Annotated in this window: 21 protein-coding genes; 15 read left to right on the forward strand and 6 right to left on the reverse strand. The window is 42.5% G+C overall.

The features are described 5' to 3' along the window. Positions 1-64 precede the first annotated feature (64 nt). Positions 65-2,041, reverse strand: a complete 1,977-nt coding sequence (locus I8748_RS32515; RefSeq protein WP_198128603.1) for an ATP-binding cassette domain-containing protein — start codon at positions 2,039-2,041, stop codon at positions 65-67. 98 nt (positions 2,042-2,139) lie between these two features. Further along, entirely contained in the window at positions 2,140-3,408 is a 1,269-nt protein-coding gene (locus I8748_RS32520; protein ID WP_198128604.1) for an HlyD family secretion protein, read from the reverse strand. A 425-nt stretch (positions 3,409-3,833) separates the two neighbouring features. On the opposite strand from I8748_RS32520, the gene I8748_RS32525 reads away from it, so the two are divergent. The 3 genes from I8748_RS32525 to I8748_RS32535 all read left to right on the forward strand — a co-directional run bounded on the left by I8748_RS32525 (position 3,834) and on the right by I8748_RS32535 (position 5,110). Beyond that, positions 3,834-4,451, forward strand: a complete 618-nt coding sequence (locus I8748_RS32525; RefSeq protein WP_198128619.1) for a TetR/AcrR family transcriptional regulator — start codon at positions 3,834-3,836, stop codon at positions 4,449-4,451. A 135-nt stretch (positions 4,452-4,586) separates the two neighbouring features. Next, positions 4,587-4,829: a CopG family ribbon-helix-helix protein gene (locus I8748_RS32530; protein ID WP_225896622.1), complete on the forward strand. Its 243-nt coding sequence runs from the start codon at positions 4,587-4,589 to the stop codon at positions 4,827-4,829. After that, a complete protein-coding gene (locus tag I8748_RS32535) occupies positions 4,826-5,110 on the forward strand; it encodes a type II toxin-antitoxin system RelE/ParE family toxin (RefSeq protein WP_198128605.1) in 285 nt (94 codons plus the stop codon). The genes I8748_RS32530 and I8748_RS32535 overlap by 4 nt, the downstream gene beginning before the upstream one ends. Before the next feature lie 35 nt (positions 5,111-5,145). On the opposite strand, the gene argJ is transcribed toward I8748_RS32535, so the two are convergent. The 4 genes from argJ to I8748_RS32555 form a co-directional block, all read right to left on the reverse strand. Next, complete coding sequence (gene argJ, locus I8748_RS32540; RefSeq protein ID WP_198128606.1) at positions 5,146-6,459, reverse strand: bifunctional ornithine acetyltransferase/N-acetylglutamate synthase; 1,314 nt, start codon at positions 6,457-6,459, stop codon at positions 5,146-5,148. A gap of 1,178 nt (positions 6,460-7,637) precedes the next feature. After that, positions 7,638-9,632, reverse strand: a complete 1,995-nt coding sequence (locus I8748_RS32545; RefSeq protein WP_198128607.1) for a pentapeptide repeat-containing protein — start codon at positions 9,630-9,632, stop codon at positions 7,638-7,640. A gap of 135 nt (positions 9,633-9,767) precedes the next feature. Then, a complete protein-coding gene (locus I8748_RS32550) occupies positions 9,768-10,085 on the reverse strand; it encodes a hypothetical protein (protein ID WP_198128608.1) in 318 nt (105 codons plus the stop codon). Positions 10,086-10,368: 283 nt separating this feature from the next. After that, a complete protein-coding gene (locus I8748_RS32555; RefSeq protein ID WP_198128609.1) occupies positions 10,369-12,393 on the reverse strand; it encodes a histidine phosphatase family protein in 2,025 nt (674 codons plus the stop codon). A 539-nt stretch (positions 12,394-12,932) separates the two neighbouring features. On the opposite strand from I8748_RS32555, the gene I8748_RS32560 reads away from it, so the two are divergent. From I8748_RS32560 to I8748_RS32615, 12 genes are all read left to right on the forward strand, one after another. Continuing rightward, positions 12,933-13,871: an RluA family pseudouridine synthase gene (locus tag I8748_RS32560; protein ID WP_198128621.1), complete on the forward strand. Its 939-nt coding sequence runs from the start codon at positions 12,933-12,935 to the stop codon at positions 13,869-13,871. A 133-nt stretch (positions 13,872-14,004) separates the two neighbouring features. Beyond that, positions 14,005-14,583 (forward strand): globin family protein, encoded by a 579-nt coding sequence (locus tag I8748_RS32565; protein WP_198128610.1) that lies wholly within the window; start codon positions 14,005-14,007, stop codon positions 14,581-14,583. 146 nt (positions 14,584-14,729) lie between these two features. Continuing rightward, on the forward strand, positions 14,730-15,203 hold the full coding sequence (locus I8748_RS32570) for a DUF2656 domain-containing protein (RefSeq protein WP_318781312.1): 474 nt from the start codon (positions 14,730-14,732) through the stop codon (positions 15,201-15,203). Between the two features lie 151 nt (positions 15,204-15,354). Beyond that, positions 15,355-15,912: a phycobiliprotein lyase gene (locus I8748_RS32575; RefSeq protein WP_198128611.1), complete on the forward strand. Its 558-nt coding sequence runs from the start codon at positions 15,355-15,357 to the stop codon at positions 15,910-15,912. Positions 15,913-16,263: 351 nt separating this feature from the next. Beyond that, on the forward strand, positions 16,264-17,124 hold the full coding sequence (locus tag I8748_RS32580) for a phycobilisome linker polypeptide (RefSeq protein ID WP_198128612.1): 861 nt from the start codon (positions 16,264-16,266) through the stop codon (positions 17,122-17,124). 292 nt (positions 17,125-17,416) lie between these two features. After that, positions 17,417-18,166, forward strand: coding sequence for a phycobilisome rod-core linker polypeptide (locus I8748_RS32585; protein ID WP_198128613.1), 750 nt, complete (start codon positions 17,417-17,419; stop codon positions 18,164-18,166). 234 nt (positions 18,167-18,400) lie between these two features. Further along, positions 18,401-18,940, forward strand: coding sequence for a phycobiliprotein lyase (locus tag I8748_RS32590; RefSeq protein WP_198128614.1), 540 nt, complete (start codon positions 18,401-18,403; stop codon positions 18,938-18,940). Between the two features lie 185 nt (positions 18,941-19,125). Beyond that, positions 19,126-19,743, forward strand: coding sequence for a chromophore lyase CpcT/CpeT (locus tag I8748_RS32595; RefSeq protein ID WP_198128615.1), 618 nt, complete (start codon positions 19,126-19,128; stop codon positions 19,741-19,743). Then, on the forward strand, positions 19,721-20,083 hold the full coding sequence (locus tag I8748_RS32600; protein ID WP_225896623.1) for a CpeR family transcriptional regulator: 363 nt from the start codon (positions 19,721-19,723) through the stop codon (positions 20,081-20,083). The genes I8748_RS32595 and I8748_RS32600 overlap by 23 nt, the downstream gene beginning before the upstream one ends. A gap of 99 nt (positions 20,084-20,182) precedes the next feature. Further along, positions 20,183-20,839, forward strand: coding sequence for a HEAT repeat domain-containing protein (locus I8748_RS32605; protein WP_198128616.1), 657 nt, complete (start codon positions 20,183-20,185; stop codon positions 20,837-20,839). A 314-nt stretch (positions 20,840-21,153) separates the two neighbouring features. Beyond that, a complete protein-coding gene (locus tag I8748_RS32610) occupies positions 21,154-21,357 on the forward strand; it encodes a hypothetical protein (protein WP_096557787.1) in 204 nt (67 codons plus the stop codon). A gap of 248 nt (positions 21,358-21,605) precedes the next feature. Next, on the forward strand, positions 21,606-22,054 hold a 449-nt coding region (locus I8748_RS32615; RefSeq protein WP_198128617.1), incomplete at its 3' end, for a helix-turn-helix domain-containing protein.

Raw genomic sequence — 22,054 nt, forward strand, 5'->3', positions numbered from 1 at the left:
TGTCATTTGTAATTTGTTATTTGTTATTCTCCCCTGCACCCCTGCTCCCCTGCTCCTCTGCTCCCTACTCCCCAGCCTCTTCGGCCCGCTGCACAATGCCAATAAACGAATCCTCAAGGGAAAAGGGGATGGGCCGCAAGGAGTGAAGATTAATATTTTCTGTTTGTAGAATTGTACGGATACGGGGAATTTCTGAGTCTGGATGATCGAGAACCAGATGCAAGCGATCGCCAAAAATTGATACTCGCCACTCTGCTAAGTGGGTTTTGAGTAAGTTAGAAGCAGCTTGAGTTTTATCGGTGACAACTTCTACTAACTGACCAGGTTGAGAAGCTTTAATCTCGGTGGGAGAACCTTGCGCCACTACTTCACCTGCTACCATAAATCCCATACGGTTGCATTGTTCTGCCTCTTCTAAATAATGGGTTGTTACTAATATTGCTGTCCCTGACCTGGCAAACTCATTAATCAACCGCCAAAACTGACGACGTGCTAAAGGGTCTACACCTGATGTCGGTTCATCTAAAAATAAAATTTCTGGTTCATGCATCACTGAAGCACCAAAAGCTACCCGTTGCTTCCAACCTCCCGGTAGTTGACCAGTAAGCATATTTTCTCTGCCAACTAAGCCGCAGGTTGCCAGTACCCAGTCAATCTTGCTACGGCGCAATCGATTTGGTACACCGTAAACTCCACAGTAAAATTGCAAATTCTGAATAATCGTTAAATCATCGTAGAGTGTGAATTTTTGACTCATGTAGCCAATGCGTTGGCGCAAGGCACTGCTACGTAAATTCTGAGTTTGTCCAGCTAAAGAGATTTTCCCAGATGTCGGTTCTAGTAAGCCGCAGAGAATCTTAATTGTAGTTGTCTTTCCCGCACCATTAGCTCCTAGTAACCCATAAATTTCACCATAGCGAATTTCTAAATCTATATTCTTAACTGCTTGGAAGTTGCCAAAAACTTTTTTCAATCTCTTGGCTTCAATAGCGACCTCTCCCTCAACCCCTCCCCTCACAGGGGAGGGGAGTCCAGCCCCTTCCTTTGCAGGGAAGGGGGTTGGGGGGTTAGGTTTTTGACGGGAACGAGGAAAAGAAATAAATTCTGGATCATTACCAGCTGCACGTAGGCGGGTCACAAAAACGTTTTCTAGCGTGGCGTCAGCAGTTTGAATGCTGTTAATTTGTAGTTGCTGTTGATTAAAAATTGTCTGGACTGCTGCTGTACCTACTGATACATTTTTGACTAACACATCCAAGCGATCGCCAAAGGTTTGGACATCAACAATAGATGTTTGTTTGTTGTTTGTTGCCTCTTGTAATACTTGTTCAGCCGCTTCAATTTGATGAGTCCGCACTTCCAAACGTTGTAAACCAAGACTTGCTCGCAACTGTGCAAGAGTACCAATTTGGTTAATTTCTCCCTCATACATTAAAGCTATGCGATCGCACCTTTCAGCTTCATCTAAATAAGGCGTGGCTACAACTACCGTCACTCCCTCCGCTGCTACTGCGGCTAGAACATCCCAGAATTCCCGCCGCGATACGGGGTCAACTCCTGTAGTCGGCTCATCTAACAAGAGAATTTTCGGTTGGGAAATTAATGCACAGCACAAAGCTAACTTCTGCTTCATCCCACCAGAGAGGCGACCAGCCAAGCGATCGCCAAATTTCTCCAAACTCATCAATTGCAGATATTTACTGCGACGCTGAAAGAATTGCTGTTCTGGAACCTCACGCAACCCAGCACTATACCGCAGATTTTCATCAATACTCAAATCAAGATAAAGTGAAAATTGCTGTGTCAAATAACCGATAGCTAAACGAGCATTACGCGGTGGTTTTCCTAAAACTTGGATATTACCAGCAGATGCTTCCATAACCCCACCTAAAATGTGGAAAGTTGTTGTTTTTCCTGCACCATCAGGGCCAATTAAACCAAAGATTTCTCCTTGTTTAACAGCAAAATCTATACCCTTAACGGCGACTAATTTTCCGTAACGTTTATATAAACCTTCTACTTGAATTACGATATTAGTCATTTGTCAGTTGTTAGTTGTCAGTTGTCATTTGTCATTTCTCCTCATCTCCCCTGCACCCCTGCACCCCTGCTCCCCTGCTCCCCTGCTTTAAAAGCTCCTCATCTCCCCCGCTCCTTTGCAATCATAATCTCAGCATCCGCCGGCATTCCTGGCTTGGCTAATCTATCGGGATTGTCGATGGAGATTTTCACACCAAAAACTTGCTTAACTCGGTCTTGCTGAAAATAAATGTTTTCGGGGGTAAAAGATGCTTGCGTATCAATAGCGGCAATTTTAGCGCTGAGGGGTTCTTTGGGTGCTGAATCCAAAAAGACCTGAGCTTTCTGACCAACTCGTACTTTTCCAATATCGCCTTGAGGAACAAAAGCACGCAGATAAACTGTATTGGGATTGATAACTGTCAGTAGAGTTTTACCAGTGGTAACTACGGCACCTGGTTCTACACTACGACTAACGACAACGCCATCGATAGGACTAATGACATTCAAGTCAGCAATTTTGGCTTTAGTTTCCTGCTGAGAGGCTTTGGCGTTGGCGACATTAGCTTGAGCTGCTGCTAGTTGTAAGCGTGTCTGTGCCAATTGTGTGCGTAACCCCGCCAGCTGCGTGTTGCGAATCGAGGGATTTAACGCTGTGGTTTGAGCTTGTGTTAATTGACCTTTGGCAGAATCAACTAATTTCCGGTAAGAATCCACTGCTGCTTGACGTGAATTGACAGTAGCGAGGGCAGTTTCAAAGCTGGTTTGGGCTTGGTCAAATTGTTGCTTGGTAACAGCTCCTTGGTTTACCAATTTGGCATAGCGATCGCGATTTATTTGCGCCAGTCGCAACTCAGATTTAGCTTGCTGTACTTCGGCTAACGCTTGATTTAGTTGTGCTTGAGTTGAAGCCACTGATGATTCAGCCTGAAAAATTCGACCTTTGGCATCTCCTTGAGACTGTTGTAAAGCAAGCTGACTTTCCAAAATCTGACTTGACAACAGATTAATTTGTAATCGTGCCTGTTCTTGTTGTTTCTCAGTAGAATCTAAACGAGCTGCTGCACCCATTAGTTGTGCTTGAATCTCTGCATCGTCGAGCTTTACAATCACCTGATTTTGGTGAACTTCATCTCCTTCACGCACTGCTACAGACTCGATTCTACCCGCTACTTTCGCTCCAATATCTGTTTCGTAGCCTTCAATGCGACCGCTTACCCGCAGTGTGTTAGTTTCCGAGTTTGATGAGAGAAAATACCACGTTAGTATACCTGCTCCTGCTAGTAATAAGCCCAACGGAATCAGCAATAGGGGGGACAGTTTGCGCTTGTTTTTGGACGATACAGAACTATCAAAAGGTTCTTGGGCTGGGGAAAGTGACTGAGCCATAATTTTTCTCTTTGGGTCATTGGGCATTGGGTATGGGGCATTGGAAAAGGAAGATAACTCCTAACTCCTAACTCCTAACTCCTAACTTTTTAAACTAGACTGTATGGTTTGTTGGTGTGGATTTTACTGAAAACAGACGTATAAGTATTTAAGCTGAAATAACCGATTAACAAGAGTTAATCGAGATTATACTCGAAATTTTTATCGATTGTCGGATAAAAATAGGGTAAAATATTAGCTCTATAAAATGAACAAAAAATGATACAAAAATGAAACAACTAAGAGATTACAGCTTGAGAGTTACACTCAATCAAACTGAGCTTTCCTTATTGAAGGAAGAGTCAGAACGTCAGGGAGTACCGATGACTGCCGTAATCCGCCAGATGATACGCGCTAAAGCTATCAGTCCAGAAATCACTCCTCCCATGACTGAGTTACATGAACTACCTTCACTACCAAATTTTTCATACACCAGCAAGCCAGAACAAATCCTACAGGGAGCTATGCATGAGTTTCTCCTACATGGCTATGCAGACACCAGCATGGATAGAGTAGCTGCAACAGCTGGAGTATCAAAACAAACTCTCTACAGTCATTTTCGGGACAAAGAAGGACTGTTCACAGCTTTAATAGAGCAAATAGTCAGTGAACGGTTTGAGTTTTTGTTTAGTTTTGAACTGCTACAAGGAGAACCAAAAGTGGTTCTGCGACAACTAGCAACAACATTTCTCAACCAAATTTTGAACGATCAAAGATATCTATCTTTTATTCGGTTAGTGTTTGCGGAGTCGGGTCGTTTTCCCAATTTAGCTCAGGCATTTGTTCGCAACGGCTTTGGATTAGGTATCCAAACCCTTACTCAATATTTAGCTTCCCATCCAGAACTAGGGATTTCTGACCCGGAAGCAACAGCAAGAATTTTTGCAGGTTCGGTGATGTCATACGTGATCACTATGGAGGTGCTTCACGGTAAACAGGTAATGCCAATGGCAAGCGATCGCTTAATTAATAGTCTCATTAACTTTGTCATTCCACAGACTTAGGGACTTCCAAATTAACAATTTAATTAACATATTTATTAACTATTGTTGAAAAAAATTCAAGATACTTTTGCCAGTTTGTCCTGAAATGGGCGCATCATCTTACAATACAATATAGGACAGTTATCACTCATAAATTTGACCCTGAGCGAAGAAACTATAACCTTTCATTTAGACTCCGAAAAGCGAAAGTCACTTGATGAAATAGCTTTACTTTTAGATCGCGATCGCTCTTATGTATTGAACGAAGCTATTAATGCTTATCTAGAAATATACTCGTGGCAACTAGACCATATTAAAGAAGGTCTGCGTCAGGCAGATGCAGGTGAGTTCGCTACTCCAGAAGAAGTAGCTGCTGCGTTTGCAAAGTGGCGTAAATGAAAATTGTTTGGACTCAACTTGCTTTAGCAGATTTGGACGCAGCCTACAACTACATAGCTGCAAGCAATCCAAACGCTGCTATTGATATTATTGATCACATTGAAAAAGCTCTAGATCAGCTCATAAAATATCCTGAAATCGGCCAATTTTGCCGATTTCCAGGTACTAGAGAATTAATCATTACTCGTACACCGTTTATTATTCCTTATCGAGTACAAGCTGATCAAATTGAAATTTTAGCCATTATTCATGGTGCTAGACGCTGGTCAGATAAATTATAGCCATAGTTTTAGCAGCAACTTAGAATTGGTGCAGGTTACGTAGTGTATTCAGCGTTAATCTTCACGTAGTCATAACTCAAGTCGCAACCCCAAGCTTTACCAGAACCATATCCATTACCAATGCTGACTGCAATGATTACTGGATTGTCTAATCGTTGAGTTTTGATAGTGGTGCGATCGCCTGACAAATCATTACTATTATTGGTGGCAACAAAATCCTTGGGTAAGGAAGCATCATCAGCGGCTTGTTTTAAGTAAGCACTCGCTGCTTTGCGGTCAAATGGTAAAGGTTGACCATTTTCTAACATTAAGAAATCCCCTAGCTTAATTTGCAGGTTTTCTTGCTCAAAAAGCACACCAGACCGACCAGCAGCGGCGGCGATACGTCCCCAATTGGGGTCACGTCCAAAGATTGCAGACTTGACTAAAGAGGAACCAGCAATAGTTTTGGCTATTTGACGCGCTGAGAGTTCATCATGGGCGCCTGTGACTTGCACTTCAATTAAACAGGTTGCTCCTTCACCGTCACGAGCGATCGCTTTTGCTAAATGCTGGCAAACTGCTGTTAACATTGCCTCTAATTTTTCTGCTTCTGCACCCGCGTCGGTAATGGCTGGAGTGCGGGATTGACCATTGGCGAGAGCGATTAAGCTGTCGTTGGTGCTAGTATCACCATCAACGGTGATGGAATTGAAACTTCTATCAGCTGCTCTAGCTAACATCTGCTGCCAAAGGCTTGGTGAAACAGCCGCATCACAGGTCACAAATGCCAACATAGTTGCCATGTTGGGGTGAATCATACCGGAACCTTTAGCAATGCCCCCAATTCTTACCGGGCGATCGCCTATAGTTGTCTCTAAGGCAATGGATTTTGTTACCAAGTCTGTGGTGATAATTGCTCTTGCTGCTGCATCTGAGCCTGTGTCAGATAATGTTGCCACTAACTTGGGAATGCCACTTCTGAGGGCATCCATTTTGATTCGCTGACCAATCACGCCAGTAGAAGCTAGTAAAATGGCATCGGGTGAAATATTCAACTCACGAGCCAATAAATCAGCACTTTCAATAGCATCTTGCACACCCTGCTTACCCGTGGCGGCGTTTGCTTGTCCGGCGTTGCAGAGAATTGCACGAGCGCTATGTTTAGCTTGCAAACGTTTGCGACAATAATCTACACAGGCGGCTTTAACTTGACTTGTAGTAAATACACCAGCTGCGATCGCTTCTACCTCTGAGTAGATTAACGCCAAATCCGGTAATCCCGAAGGTTTCAGTCCGGCGGTTATTCCTGTCGCCTGATATCCCCTTGGAGCTGTAACGCCACCGCTAATTTCCTGCCAGTCTGTCATTTTTCTGCACCCACAACTATTAACCGCACGACTGGCGATTATACCAAGTCTTACTCATTAAGTTATTAGTTCGTTGTTAGTTATTAATAACTACCGATTTAGAAGAGAAATTTGACTAATCCCAGCCATTAATAGACGTATTATGCCCAATACCTACACCCTAGCGATACAAAATTCAAAAAAGGAGAGCCACTTAGGCAGCTCTCCAGATCATCAGGGTGCATCTACTTAGCACATTATAACACTTTTGCCATGAGGAGTAATACCCATTATTTCTTTTTTGTATACATATTGTTAAGAACTTACCCCGAATTTACTTAACCTAGAAAATTTTAGTTGAAAATAGTAATTTTGATTACTATCAAGAAATACATAATGTGTATAACCAAAACTAGAGTGCTGGGTGTAGGGTAGAAGAGAAAATTATATTTTTGTACACCCTGTAAGAGTACCAATAGGGATAATAAGCAAACACCAATTACCCTACATCCCACACCCTCAAAGCTTGACACTCATAACTTATGAGCTAAAAAAGAAGGAGAGCTATTTAGTCAGCCCTCCCGATCATTAGGGTATATCTACTAGACACAGAATAGCTTTTCAGGTGTGAGGGGTGTTACCTATTTTTTTGGTTTTTTTGTAAAAATATGATGAAGAAATTTTAGAGGACAGCAACTATAGCAAAGTGCTGAGGAGCCACTGCGTTGCGGTGAGGCAGTCCGGTCTTGGGGTCTCCCCCTACCCTTCGGGTTCTGCTTTGCAGTACGGGTTCGGGAGTTTGCCAGACGCTCGTTCGCGTAGCGTCTCCGACAGGAAAAGACTCGCTACCGCTGCGCTAACGACGCAAGACGCCCTTCGGGTTCGCCACTTTGCCATCTCGGCAGAAGCCAAGACAGCAAGTGGACTCACCAAGACGGCAACTCCCTCACCAAGTGGAGGAACTGCCGAACCCGTACTGCGAAGCCGTTCCCGAAGGGTAGGGAGGTTCCCTCCGTTGTAGCATGTGGCGTTGTTAAGTGCTTAGCTATGAGTAGGAAGCCAGTTTTTTCAAGGCTTTGAGCAATGAACATTGTCTTAACCTATGTGACTACGACTATCATTAAAGGCTATGTATATAGGACTCCTATTTGATTTTTGAAAAAATTCAGTACAACTCAAAAAGGGTTCTTCCCTACTCCCTACTCCCTACTCCCCACTCCCTGATATCGTGAGCCATTAGGCATAATCGCACCTTCTAGAAAAGCTCTACTCAGTTCATAATCGCTCACTTTGGCATTTTTGAGATTAGCACCAGTCAGGTAGGCTCCCTCCAGGTTAGCACCACTCAAACTAGCATCTCTCAAATCTGCACCACTCAGGTTTGCATGACTTAAATCTGCACAAATCAAATTAGCACTTTTGAGATTGGCACTATTAAGATTAGCCTTACTCAAACTAGCAAAACCCAGTTTTGCATGACTTAAATCTGCACCACTGAGTTTAACCTGACTGAGATTAGCATTATCTAAATTGGCATAGCTCAAATTAGCATTACTGAGGTCGCTTTCCATCAAATTGGCTTTACTTAGATTGGCATGAGAGAGATTAATATCTACTAACTCCGCACCAGGAGCATCCAAACCTCTTAGAGAAACACCATCCTCATTCAAATCTTGTAATGCCAAAACTCTAGCATAACTAACTTTAACATCGTGTGCTGCATCAACCGTACTCCAGGCTTGATAATGAAATTGTTTTCTACGATCTGGAGTTTCCTTAATAAATAGAACCAACGCCACCACCAAACTGATACTATCAGCAGCACCCAAAGCTTCTGCAAGCACAGAATTGTCATCGACATTGACAACAACTAATGTAAAAATAACTGCCGAAACTATAGCGACTAACCACGTTGGTGCTATCCAGAAACTATCAAGAAGTTTTTGAGGAATTTTCTTAATGACTTCACTTAATGGTTGTTCTGATATTTTTGTCTGAAAACGCTGATAATTAATGGTAAATTTATTGAGAATTTCATTGAAAACCTCACCATTTATCTGAATCGATATAAGAGCTTTTTTTTCTACCTCTGCTGTGGACATAAATAGCTGAGGTTCTCTTTGGGTTTCGGCTTTGAATGTCGGAATTTTCGCTAAATTTCCAGATTTTTCTTCAGCTGAGACAGGTTTTGGTAAAGTGGCAAGTTTCTGTGCTTGGACAACTTTAGGTGAAGATTCTTCCCCCGCACCTTTTAACATTAACGCCGTAATTGCTCTAAAAGCATCTACCCAAGCTTTTTTAACTTCATTAGTCCAATCTTCTTGGAGATACTGTTCAAATGTCACTAGCAGAGCTTCTCCCACTGGGCCATAATATTTAGGAATGGCTCCATAGCCTACATGTCTAGCTCCTAGAGCTTTGAGAACTGGTACTAAAGCCTCTGGATTGCGGAGATTTTCTACCACTAAAACTAGGGAATTTAACAGTTGTTTCTGTTGAGTTCCCATATCAGTATGATTAAATAGTGGTTTCACCTCTGGATGAGCTTTAAACAAATTCTCATAGAAGCTTGCGGCAAATTCTTCAGCACGAGGTTTAACTTTTTCAAAACTACTCTCTAGTAACTCTACAGGTAGCTTGGAAGATTCTTCTTTTGATATTGGTGTTAAGATTTGCTCAGTTGTTTCTTCTTGTTTAATATCTTCTAAATTTTGCTCAATTGGTTGTATAGCTGCTGGTTGTTCTGAATTTACTGCTATCTCTAATTTAACTTTTGTGGGTGCATGATCTACACCTGCACCTTTTAACATCAAAGTAGTGATAGCTGTGAAAGCATCTACCCAAGCTTTTTTGACTTCATGAGTCCAATCTTCTTGGAGATACTGTTCAAATGTCACTAGCAGAGCTTCTCCCACTGGCCCATAATATTTGGGAATGGCTCCATAGCTGACGTGTCTACCTCCTAGAGCTTTGAGAACTGGCTCTAAAGCTTCTGGGTTGCGGAGATTTTCTACTACCAAAACCAGAGAATTTAATAGCTTTTTCTGCTGATTTACCATATCAGTATTGGTAAATAGCGGTTTTACCTCCGGGTGAGCTTTAAACAAATTCTCATAAAAGCTTGCGGTAAATTCTTCAGCACAAGGTTTAACTTTCTCAAAACTTTGCTCTAGAATTTTAACATTTAAAGTCATATTTATTTTGCAATTTACCAAGAAAAGTTTTTAATTTTTTATACAGAAAATTGAAAAGTATATAGGAAATAATGATTTTTACAAAATCTATTCAATCAATTCAAAAAATACACTGATATCATTTTGGAAAAAAAATTACCAAATCAAATCTTCTAATTCATGCCATAAAATAGACATAAACTCATTAGCATCTTTAATTCCCATTTCTCCCAGTGCTTTCCACTCTTCAGTCGTGTAATCTAAATCTTGTCCCATGATTTCTTGAGTCCAATAAGGCAACTTAGAAGGATTTTCCATTAACTCATAAGTCATTTCCAATATTTTTGTTCCTGTAGTATTTCCCCTGGCTTTTGTCGCCAAACAAAAAGCAAGTAACTTAGCTAAATTGCTTTGTGGCGGAATAGATATTAGAAAAGCCATATTTTGTGCCAATACAAACTTGTCTAACTTCATTTTTATTGTTTTCCTAATGTACAAGAATTTTAGCAGACGTTGGAATCATTATGAAGATAAATTAACGTAAGTTTGATGAAGCTCTCCCCAACCCCTCTCCACGTCGGAGAGGGGCTTAAAGATCCTTGGTAAAGGACGAAAAATCGAGCTTTTGAAGCCTCTCTCCTGATCCTGGCTATAAATTTTATTTTCTATAGCCAAAACCGTATTTGGTACAGAGACTCTTTCACTTTGTTGAGAGTTAAAAAATATTTGTCAGCTAAATCTACTTATTTAGCAATAATTATTTTACAATTTTGGATGCAGTAGCAGGGACAATATTCAGATTAGCAACTAACCCATAGGTTGATACATAATCTTCTAACTCTTGCAAATCAACTGTCCCATTTTTATCAGCGTCAAGAGTGACGAAAAGATAATCTGTTATGTATTTCCTGACTTCTTCAGAGCTACGTTCGCCTGTTGTCATATCTTCTATTCGACCTAAAAACTCCATAATTTCATCTCTATCGAGTGCCCGACTTCCATCTGTATCCAGTTGAAAGAAAAGCTTTTTGATCTCTTCTGTTGCCATTCTCGAAGAGCGCAGTGTTTCTCTCAATAATTCATTGCCAAATGAATTCATAAACAATATCTGCTCTATCAGTGGTATGGAGAAAAAACCCAGTGCTGCCCAAAAAATTGCATATCTTACGGTTTCCTGATTTGTACTTGCACTAACTCCAACGAAAAGAGCAGCCCAAAGGAAAAAGTTTGGATTAACAAGCAGTATATAAGCATCTTGAGCTTCTGCTTTGTTAAGCTTGCCTTTTGTAAACACTGAAGTCAATACGGCAAAGATGCGTATTAAGGCAAAGACTAATGTTGCTACTGCAAGTTGTTGGAGACAGGCTAGGGAACGATTCGTATCTGTTGAGGAAAATAAGTCGTTGATGAATGTTGGCAAAGTAAACTGAAACCCAGTTATCAAGGCCATTAATGCTACAGCAAGCACTCCGATAAACTTCCAATTCTTGCTGTGGTGGTTGGATTCAACAGGAGATTTCTCACGCCAAAATTGGCCTAAAGCTCCTGGTATTGCTAAACCAACAATTAGAATTACTAAGAAAAATTGAAGGCTGGAAGAGTTAATTGGTAACTGTTTTGCTAACCCAAATGTCACAATCAAGGCAAGTGGAGCGATGATTGATAATGTCCTTGATAAGATAGCTGAGGGATAGAGATTACCGCCCCAAAGTACCGATAAAATTGGGGAAGTAAGGGCGGGCGGAACCATCAAAAAAAGCACCCACATAACTTTGTATAAATCGCTGGGGTTTTGATACAAGATTCCAGAAAAGATTAAAAATAGCCCAACAACCCATCTGACCAACATCCACGCGTAGACTATGTACTTCACAGTTGCACTGACTTTGCGTTTACTGGCTGCAAAGTCAATATCTAGGTAGGCATAAAAGGTTGAAGCAGCTAGACAAGCAACGATGATTGCTCGAAATAGTTCTGATGGAATTCCCCCTTCAAGACCGCTGAAAGCTCTTACCAAGCATCCCAATAAGAAGGCAGCAGCATAGAGCAAAATTGCCCACATAATTGACAAATCGTTGATTTGTTTACGTAAAGAAGCAGCACCGCCAGATTCTTTATCGCGAAACTTGACTAGTTCCTCTCGACTGAGAGCTTTACCATTGGGGAGTTTTAGATGTTTATAAGCAGTCGGTGGTAGATTGCTTAAATAGAGTGCTAAAGGCTCCAATACATATTGGTGACACACCACCAAAACATTTTCACCTCGTTGTAAGTGCGGTACAACTCGCTCCTCATAGAAACGTGCAGCGCGTTCATAAACTTGTCCAATCTTCTCACCAGCTGGAGGTGCTTCGTTGTGTGAATGCAACATTTCCTCGAAGCCTTCATAACCCAAAGCCAGACGCAGTAGATTCAAATTACGACCTGCAAAAATACCAAAAGATTTCTCGCTAATTCGATGGTCTATCTGTATGGGAGTATCGGGGGATTTCAACGCTTGGCTTTCTGCAAGTGCAATTTCACAGGTTTGTCGTGCGCGTCTCATATGAGAGACATATACCACGTCGAACTTTACACCTTTCTTCTTGAGGTCTATCCCTGCTTGACGTGCTTGCAATCTACCAAATGTAGTCAAATCGACATCTAACACACCTGCAAAAATATTGCGTTCATTACTAGTACTTTCACCATGCCGAATGAAATACACTTTTCCATGCTGATGATTGTTTTCTGCTATTTGGCTAGATGTCGGCAGGTTTTCCGAGTTAGAAATTGTTTCCAAGATAGATTTTCCCTTTGTAGATTCTTATTCACGTACTTCTTCTATGCAAAACAGGCTTGTTAGTCCCTCGCTCGAACTGTTTTGGAGCCATATTTTTGCGTAGGCGTAGCCAGCCGCAGACATCACACGAGTTTGTTCTCTTAAGAGTTGACATACCCCAAGAGCCATAGCCTTCATGTATGAATTGCCTTGTCATGAGATGCTCTGCATCTCCAACTCAAAAAGCTTACACCAAACCTGTCCACCTACTATGTATTAGTTTGGTGAACTATTCGACTTTGAGGATGCAGTTGATGACAGTCGCAAGAAAATAGATTTATGCCTGATTTTAGCGGCTTTATATACTTTTAGCACTCTTGATAACTCAGAATTAACTATTGTTAATGTGAAAAGCTTTTGAGTGAAAAATGTGGACTGCAAGTAGAATTATGAATAGGTAATCTATCCAGCCAATATAACTACCCCCTTTCGGAGGAGGTTGAAAGTGTATATTTATATTAGGTAAAGAAATTTAAATTATTTATAATAAATTTGTGGTACTGAATGAAATTAATTTACAAGTCCAAGAAACAAGTGGCGATCGCCTCGACCGCTACCTTGCCCAAGAATTACCAGACTTATCACGTTCCCGCATCCAACAGTTAATTGAACAGGGTAATGTCCAAGTCAACGGCAAAGTCTGCACAACCAAAAAGATAAATGTGAAAGCAGGCGATCGCATCAGCCTGGAAATACCAGAAGCCCAACCTCTAGAACTACAAGCCCAAGAGATACCCTTAGATATTCTCTACGAAGACGACCAGTTACTCATTCTCAACAAACCCGCTGGTTTAGTTGTGCATCCTGCACCTGGCCATGCAGATGGCACTTTAGTAAATGCCTTATTAGCCCATTGTCCCAATCTCCCAGGAATAGGGGGAGTGCAACGTCCGGGAATCGTGCATCGATTAGATAAAGATACAACAGGCGCGATCGCTATTGCCAAAACAGATCTTGCCTATCAGCACTTACAAGCGCAACTCCAAGCAAAAACTGCACGGCGAGAATATCTAGGTGTGGTTTACGGTGCGCCCAAAGTGGAAAGCGGCATCATAGACTTGCCCATTGGTCGCCATCCCCAAGACCGCAAGAAAATGGCAGTTGTTTCCCTAGAACAAGGCGGACGATCTGCCATCACTCATTGGCAAATACTAGAACGTTTAGGAAACTATACATTAATCCACTTTCAATTAGAAACTGGACGCACCCATCAAATTCGCGTTCATAGTGCCAAAATCGGTCATCCCATTGTGGGTGATCCAATTTATGGTTCTGGTCGTTCTGTGGGAGTAAACTTGCCAGGTCAAGCGCTACATGCTTGGCGACTGAAGTTGCAGCATCCCGTTTCTCTTGATTGGATCGAAGTCACAGCCCCCCCTCCGCAAACATTTACAACTCTACTAGAAGTTCTACGCCGACGAGCAGCAATTTCTTCATAAAATGATTAGGTACTGGGTACTGGGGAGATAGGGGGAGATAAGGAGGATGAGGGTGAGAATAACTAAACCAATTCCCAATTCCCCATTCCCAATTCCCCATTCCCAATTCCCAATTCCCAATTCCTAATTCCCAATGCCGCAACTGAGTGAAAAAGTTCAGGAACTGATTAAAAAAGCCCGGATTGTCAGCTTTGCTACCTGGCAAGATACCCATTCGGTTCCAGCCATTGAGCGATTCCAAGCAGCAGATGACCAAGGACGCTATCTGACAGATGAGGATTTTCAAGAGATTCAGAGGCTTGTGCCAACTACAGCACAACTGATTCCAGTAGCACAGATGTTACGCGATCGCGTCAACGACATCGTGAATGAAGCTAGAAACGAAGTTTTAGCTACCTTTCCCAGTATTACCCAACCAGGTGGCGGACTCTACCCGGCCGAAAGAGCTGAAGCTTGCTGGCGGGACTTTTGGCACTTCCTGCGCTGCATCACCTACGGTATTGCCGGAGGTCGCACCGATTACACCAGTGTAGAAGGTCTGCACTACATGCAACTCCTTTATCAAGAATTGCAAGTGCCGTTAGATGCCATGATAGTCGGGTTAGAAGGTATCAAAGCAGCTAGTTTGAATCGGGTAGAACCAAAGCAACAACAAGTGCTAGCTCCCTATTTCGATCACTTAGTTGGACAATTGAGACAGTTCATAAAATAAATTATTCAGTTTGTTGAAGTTGTGAACTGATGGCTGATGACTCATAGAGTCTAAAAAATCTGGATTTGTCAGGATTTTTTACTGATACTGAGCTGCTAGTTAAGGTAGCCTAGAAGATAAAGTATTATTGACAACAGTTAAAGATTGTGAATGATCTGCTTCGAGGGCGGATGTTGCTCTCCCATAACTTTGACGTTTCTACCGACATCGTGCCAGCCCTGAGTCGGGAAGAATTTGCACAAGTTTTTATGGAAGGTTTGAGTGTTCATCAACACCTTAAATGTCGCCTAGTGAATAATCCTCATTGGATTGTAGAGGTTTTGTTTGCTACAGAAGAATTTTCACCCCGACAGGTAGGAGAACTGTGTGCTAATGCCCTATTCGAGAAACGTCAACTAGAGCGATCGCACCCAGGATCTATCCCTGAGATATTGGTCTTAGGTGGCATTAAAACCACCCCTCCAACAAGCAGTTCACCCGATGCATTACAACCGGGAAATTGGGGCGTAGATGTAGTAGAAACCCTCTCCTCTGACGCATTTTTGCAAGCGATCGCCTGGGATACTGCTATTGCCCAAAAGCCTGCGGATAGCATCTTTAAGGTGGAACTGAAGAACTAGGGATTGGTGCAGGGGTGCTTTTGGTGCAGGGGAGATAGGGAGATAGGGAGATAGAGGGATGGGGAGAAATAACTCATACTCAATTCCCAATTCCCAATTCCCAATTCCCAATTCCCAATTCCCAATCATTCAAAATTCAACATTTAAAACTATGGACTCAAAAGACGAATTTCATAAGTTTTTTGCAGCTTGCGTTGGTAATTGGGCGACTGAACGCACCTACCATTATCTGACACATCAGGAAGTAGAGCGATCGCGTACAGAATTCCTGATCCAGCCCATCACCACAGAACGCAAAGCCCAAGTTCTCAGCGATAACCAGTATCCAGATAACTCACACCTAGAGGGTTTACCTGGATACCATCTAGAATTTACAACGGTTTCAGAGAAAGGCGAAAAAGTGAATCAATCTCTGAATATGCTGTTTGTACCTCAGATGGAAGAAGGTTTTATATTGGTGGGAGATTATTTGCGCGATCGCGCCTACGAAGAATCCCGACCAATCGTGTCTAACTTTCGCTTCAACCCGGAAACCAGGGAACTGTTGATGACTACTACCTACACCCGTGTAGTTTCTGTGGACTCCATCACTCTAGTAAACCCCAAACTCCGTATTCGTAAAATTCTTAACTACCGTCGTCCAGCAGAAGGAGAACCCTTGCAAGAGGTCGTTCTAGTAGGCTTTGGAGTAGAGCAGAAACAAGATTAGGGAATTGGGCATTGGGCATGGGGCATTGGTAATTGGTAATTGGTAATTGGTAATTAGGAATTGGGGCATTGCTCCCCATTCCCCATTCCCCATTCCCCGCTACAATCATCAAGATTCATAAATCTTCATGTTGTTGGTTACAGACTCATATGAAGATTGATCATAACAAAGCGTATAAAACCTCCCAAAAATTTCTATGATTTGTGGGGTTGGGCTTCTGATGAAGAAATTTAGGCTTTGTAATCAAACAAATCAATCAATTGCTTGATTTGTTGGATGAACAATCTGAAATTTCTTAACTTTTTGAAACAAATTTCTTAAACTCTGTTGTTAACGCAGGAGATATCGTTAATGCCTTTTGGACCAGCTTCACGCTTGGGGGTCAGCCTATTTGACGAAACCCCTCCGATTGAGTCCTTACCCGGTAGTTCGGCAGAAGAAGCAGAATCAATTATTCGGGCAGTCTACAGGCAAGTGTTAGGCAATGCCTATGTCATGGAAAGTGAGCGGCTTGCTGTACCTGAGTCGCAGTTTAAGCGCGGCGAGTACAGCGTCCGTGAGTTTGTCCGTGCAGTGGCAAAGTCTGATCTGTACCGTTCTCGCTTTTTTGATGGTGTTCCTCGTTACCGTGCGATCGAACTGAACTTCAGACACCTTCTTGGTCGTCCTCCACGGGATTTAGAAGAAACCCGCGCACACAGCACTATCTTGGATACCAAGGGGTATGAAGCTGAGATTGATTCCTATCTCGACAGCGATGAATATCAAAACACCTTCGGTGAAAACTTTGTACCCTATATCCGGGGCTACAAAACTGAAGCCATTCAAAGCTTAGTTCAGTTTACCCACACCTTCCAATTAGTTCGCGGTTCTGCTAGCAGCAGCCTCAAAGGCGACCTAGCAGGAAAGAGTCCCAAACTGAATTCTTTAGTGATTCAGTCGATCGCCACTCCGGTAGTTTCGCCTTCTAGCAGTGGTGCAACCTTCCGTACACCCCCAGCAGTTTCTCGCTCACGTCAAGGAGTGGGTGCTACCTCCGATGGCAAGGTTTATCGCATCGAAGTTACCGGCTACCGTGCAAAAGCTGTCAATGCAGTTTCCAAGTTCCGCCGCTCGAACCAAGTCTTTTTGGTACCCTACGATCAGCTGTCTCAAGAGTATCAGCGGATTCACCAGCAAGGTGGTGTCATTGCCAGTATTACAGCGGTTTAGTTACTAGACTGAAATAATGCTGAATGCTCAGTTCCCATAGCTAAAGCTTGGGAATTGAGTATGGAAAAGATTTCTTTTTTCAACCTAGCTTTCACAAAGCTTGGTCTAAAAGTCTATGTGCTGAATTGATAGTGTGAGTGTGGCAGTAACACGATCGCGAGAAGTCACAGCAGCGTTTTCCGAAAATTCTATTAGGAAGTTCGGTGGCTAAGCTGAACTTCGCTGAATCAGCGCTTTTTTATATGTGCTTAAGCAAACCGAAAAAATTGAAGCATTTTAGGAGATAGTTTCAATGGCATCCACTACAATTGTTGAACTGCGGTCTAACAGCGGTTTAGAGGACATCGAAATAGTGATTCGGGCAGTTTACAAGCATGTTTTAGGAAATCCGCATGTGCTGGAGAGTGAACGCTTGGTGACTGCTGAGTCCCAGTTGCGCGATCGCGCCATTAGCGTGCGTGAATTCGTCCGCGCTGTGGCTAAGTCTAATTTTTACCGCAGTCGCTACTTTGAGTCCTCTGCCCCCTACCGCTTTATTGAACTGAACTTCTTGCACTTACTCGGTCGCGCACCCCTAGACCAAAGAGAAGTTTCCGAACACATCATCCGCACTGTTGCTGAAGGTTACGACGCTGAGATTGACTCCTACATCGACAGCGAAGAATATCAATCAGCTTTTGGTGAAAATATTGTGCCTTACGAACGCGCCAAAAACAGCGCAGCCAACCAAAAGCAAGTCGGCTACAACCGCATTTTTGCTCTTGATCGTGGCCCTGCTCAAGTTGATAGTGCAGTCAAATCTTCACAGCTCGTCTATGCGATCGCGGCTAATGCTAGCAACAAAATTAAGCCATCTTCAGCAACTGTATTTAGCTCAGGCAGCGAAAGGCAGTTCAAAATTGTTGTCACTGGCTCCAAATTTGACGCTCCCCGCCGTGTGAGTACAACTGAATACATCGTACCCGCTAGCAAGATGTCCCCGCAAATTCAACGGATTAATCGCACTAGCGGTAAAATTGTCAGTATTACTGAGATAGCATAGTCCCCTGTGGGGTGGGCACTGTCCACCTTGATGATCCTGTTCATCGGATCAACCATCAATATATGTAGACCTCTTGCAAAAGTATCTTTTTACAAGAGGTAAATAAAGGTGAAAAAGGTATATAAAGAGGGGAAAAGGGAAAAAGATAATTCTTCCCCTTCCCCTTTCCCTTGTTGTTTCGTTGTTTTCCTTTTCTCGACTTCTCCAAGAATTCTCATTTAATTATTAGTCGTTATGAAGATTAAAGAATTTGTTGAGCGTTCCATTGGGCGTTGGCGATCGCAACGCAGCGCCCATCACTTAGCTTTTGGTCACTTTGAAGCCATACAATCAGTCATCGACATCGTTGCCATTTCCCCAGATGACCCAGCAGTTGTTGACCTCTGCAAATCCTATAATATTGACACAAATGCAGCTGTTTCCCCGTTTCGCATGACTTGGGACGGTCAATCAGACTGGGATGAAAACGAAGTACTCAAAGGTAGTTGTATTTTAGTTCCAGTTCCCGACCCTGACGACCCCAATCGCGGCAAACTCCTACGCGATCAAGGTTATGCAGAAACAATGGCAGCGGCTGGTAATTATTACTTGACCGAAGATGATACTTTTGTTTTAGTTACACAATATGACCGCGCAGCCGCAGAAGAAAAAATTTGGTTTGTTAACCCCAACGTCCGCTGTCGAGTTTCCCTAATCAAAACCAGCGCTGGTACAGGAATTGTGACAGCCTCTTTCTCATCAGAAATTCGACAAGAAATTAAAAATTCAAAATAAATAATAAACAATTGCCTGAGCCTCAGCCAAATTGGTAACTTTACAACAGAAACCAATTGCATAACAATAAAAACAAATTTTCAGAAAATGTCTTGTTGATTTTCCACAGGTTAAAATTTTAATAAATACCTGTTCAAGCCGTTTTTAAGCATGTCTTAATTACGAATTAGAAATTACGAATTAGTATGACTACTCCACTGCATATTTCTGAGTCTGAATCAAATGATTTAGTAACCCTGGCTCGTTGTATGGCAGGGGATTTTAGTAATTACAAACAGTCTGTTGAAAATCCTAAAAATTTCGCCCATATACATGTCTACTTTCGCCCCTTGCCGTTTGAGTTCTTCTCTGGCATTGGCTTTTATTCCGAGCAGGTTTACGACTATGATCTTTGGAGTCCCTACCGTCAAGGTGTGCATAGGCTGGTGGATTGCAAAGACCATATTTACATCGAAAACTACAGCCTCAAAAACGCATATCTTTATGCGGGTGCAGCGCGTGAATTAGACATTTTGAAAACAATTACAACTGACTGCATTCAACGCCGACATAACTGCGCCATGATTTTCAGGCGAGATGGTGATCTGTTTCGAGGCAGTGTAGAAGGTAACTCATGCTTAATTGAGCGCAATGGCTGCCAGACTTACCTAGTGAGTGATGTCGAAGTCACACAAACCACTTGGGTGAGCCTCGATAAAGGCATGGATATGAATACACATGAGCAAGTTTGGGGGTCAACCTTCGGGCCCTTGAGGTTTGAAAAACGAGAGAGTTTTGCCCATGAAATCCCAACTATCCTATGACACTTCCTTGAAGAGTCTGGAGCGCGTTGAAGCAAGAATGTTGCCACCAGAAGCTCAAAAAAAGATGCAATGCTGGCTCCGAAGCCGCCATTTGATTTGTTCAGGTAATTTTTTCATTTTTGAAACAGTAGACTATAGTGCTGTGGAGCGTTTTTCAGAATGCGTTGTAGCTTTGGGAGGAACCATAATTTCGGTCGAACCGGTTGATAAATTGTGGATGGGAGATCATCGCCAAGTTCTTCTATATCGCGCTAGAGCCAGTTTACATACGCCTTGCCATAACCTAAAGCAATACTGGATTAAATATGGCAGTTTTCGCACGCGATTTGATGTGCAATAAAAAGGGATTGGGGATTGGGTATTAGGTATTGGGGATTGGGAAAACTCTTACCCAGTCCCCAGCCCTCTAAAATTAAAGAAACTTTTGTCATTTGCTCTCATGGAACTTGATCAAATCAAAACCAATCTGCAAAACTCCGATTTTAAATATCGGCTGGATGCGATCGCAGCTTTGAAAAATTATCCCCCTGAAGTGGCTGTTCCTTTACTCACCAAGCATATTCAAGATCCAGAATTTCTAGTGCGATCGTTTGTTGCTAGGGGATTAGGGAGCCATCAAACGTCTGAATCTTTTGCTGCTCTCCTCCAGATTATGAAGTTTGATAACACTCCCAATGTACGGGCAGAAGCTGCTAACTCGCTGTCTTTATTTGGTAAGATATCTGCTTCCCATTTAGTTCAGGCATTTTTCATGGATGATCATTGGCTATTGCGCCGTAGCATCCTAGGAGCTTTGGTTGAACTGGAGTGTCCCGAAGAACTGCTTGAAGTTTGTGTCCAAGCAATACAGGGAGAAGATGCAACTGTGCAGGAAGCAGCGGTAGACATGCTGGGTAGTTTAGCTAGTTCCCGTCAACATCAAGCAGCCTTATCCCAACTCCTCAATCTCAAGAATTCAGAATCTGAAGGCATTCGGGTACAGGTTGCTTATGCCTTAAAACATTTTAATGACCCCGATGCTAAACAAGCCTTGGCTCAACTTCGACAAGACACAGATCATCGCGTCGTTGGGGCGGCGATGGAAGATTTGCTCTAGTGAAGGGATTGAGCAACTGAGAAAGTTATTTAATCAAGATTAACTACCATTAGCAATAAATCCTGCAAGCTCAAACCCTACATTCAAAAGCTGTATGCAGGAAACTTCTGCTGTCGTTAGGAAGAGTCAAAAGTACTTCTTGAGGAACTGGATTCCGAATTTTGGGAACCATATAGTGTAATTAACAATGATACCTTTATAGCAAATTGGCATAAATGTCTAGCATAAAAGTATCATTGTTTACAGAAATTAATATTCAGGGTGCGAGAATTTTTAGTACCTAACAATTAACACTACTGTTGTTGAGAAAAACTATGGCTGAAATACCAACTGGTGGTCAAATGACCTGGAAAATAGAAGGAGCAATAGATTGTGCCTTACACTTACGGCATCATCCATCGGAACCTTGGCGTCCATATGAAGAGTTTCCAGAATATTTTTTACCCGACCCTCGTCACTTTTCTAAAGGTTATGCAACCTTTCTTGCCTTGCTCAAAAAAGGTTGGAAGGCTGTTTGAGCCATCTGTAAACTAAGCCATAACGTATTTAACTTGTACATTGAGACTGCTATTAAGAGGCTATTTATAAAGTAAATATGTCAGTAATAGCGTGTGTAGACTAAAATGTTGCAATAGATTTTTGAGAAAAGTGATAAAAATCAATTTTTTTCAGTTTTTCCTAATGCACTATTTTAAGCTTGCCACGCCAGTAGTAGCGCGACCGGGCTAAAATAGTGCATTAGATGTAGCAGAAACAGACAAAGAAAATGGGACGTGGACGAACAAACAAGATTCGCTTAAGTGCAGAACAAAGACAACACTTGGAAGCGCTCAGCCGTAATGGTCATGCACCAGTGAAAAAAATTCTGCACGCACGTGTACTGATCATGTCGGATGAGGGTGAATATGGGCAGCAACGCTGGAATGACCAGCAGATAGGGGCAGCACTAGGATTACATCGTAATAGCGTTGCCCGCATCCGCTCATCATTTTTAGAGCAAGGAGAACAAGCAGCCCTCAACCGCAAGCCGCGTCAGACACCACCCGTGCCACAGAAATTAGATGGAGAAAAACAGGCGCATCTGATAGCTATATGCTGTTCACCACCGCCGGATGGTAGGACTCGTTGGACGATGAAGTTATTAGTAGACGAACTCAAAGCGCGAAGTATCGTCACGCAAATAGGTCGTGAGACTGTGCGATGTACACTCAAAAA

It is taken from the genome of Amazonocrinis nigriterrae CENA67 (assembly GCF_016056305.1).
GTDB lineage: Bacteria > Cyanobacteriota > Cyanobacteriia > Cyanobacteriales > Nostocaceae > Amazonocrinis > Amazonocrinis nigriterrae.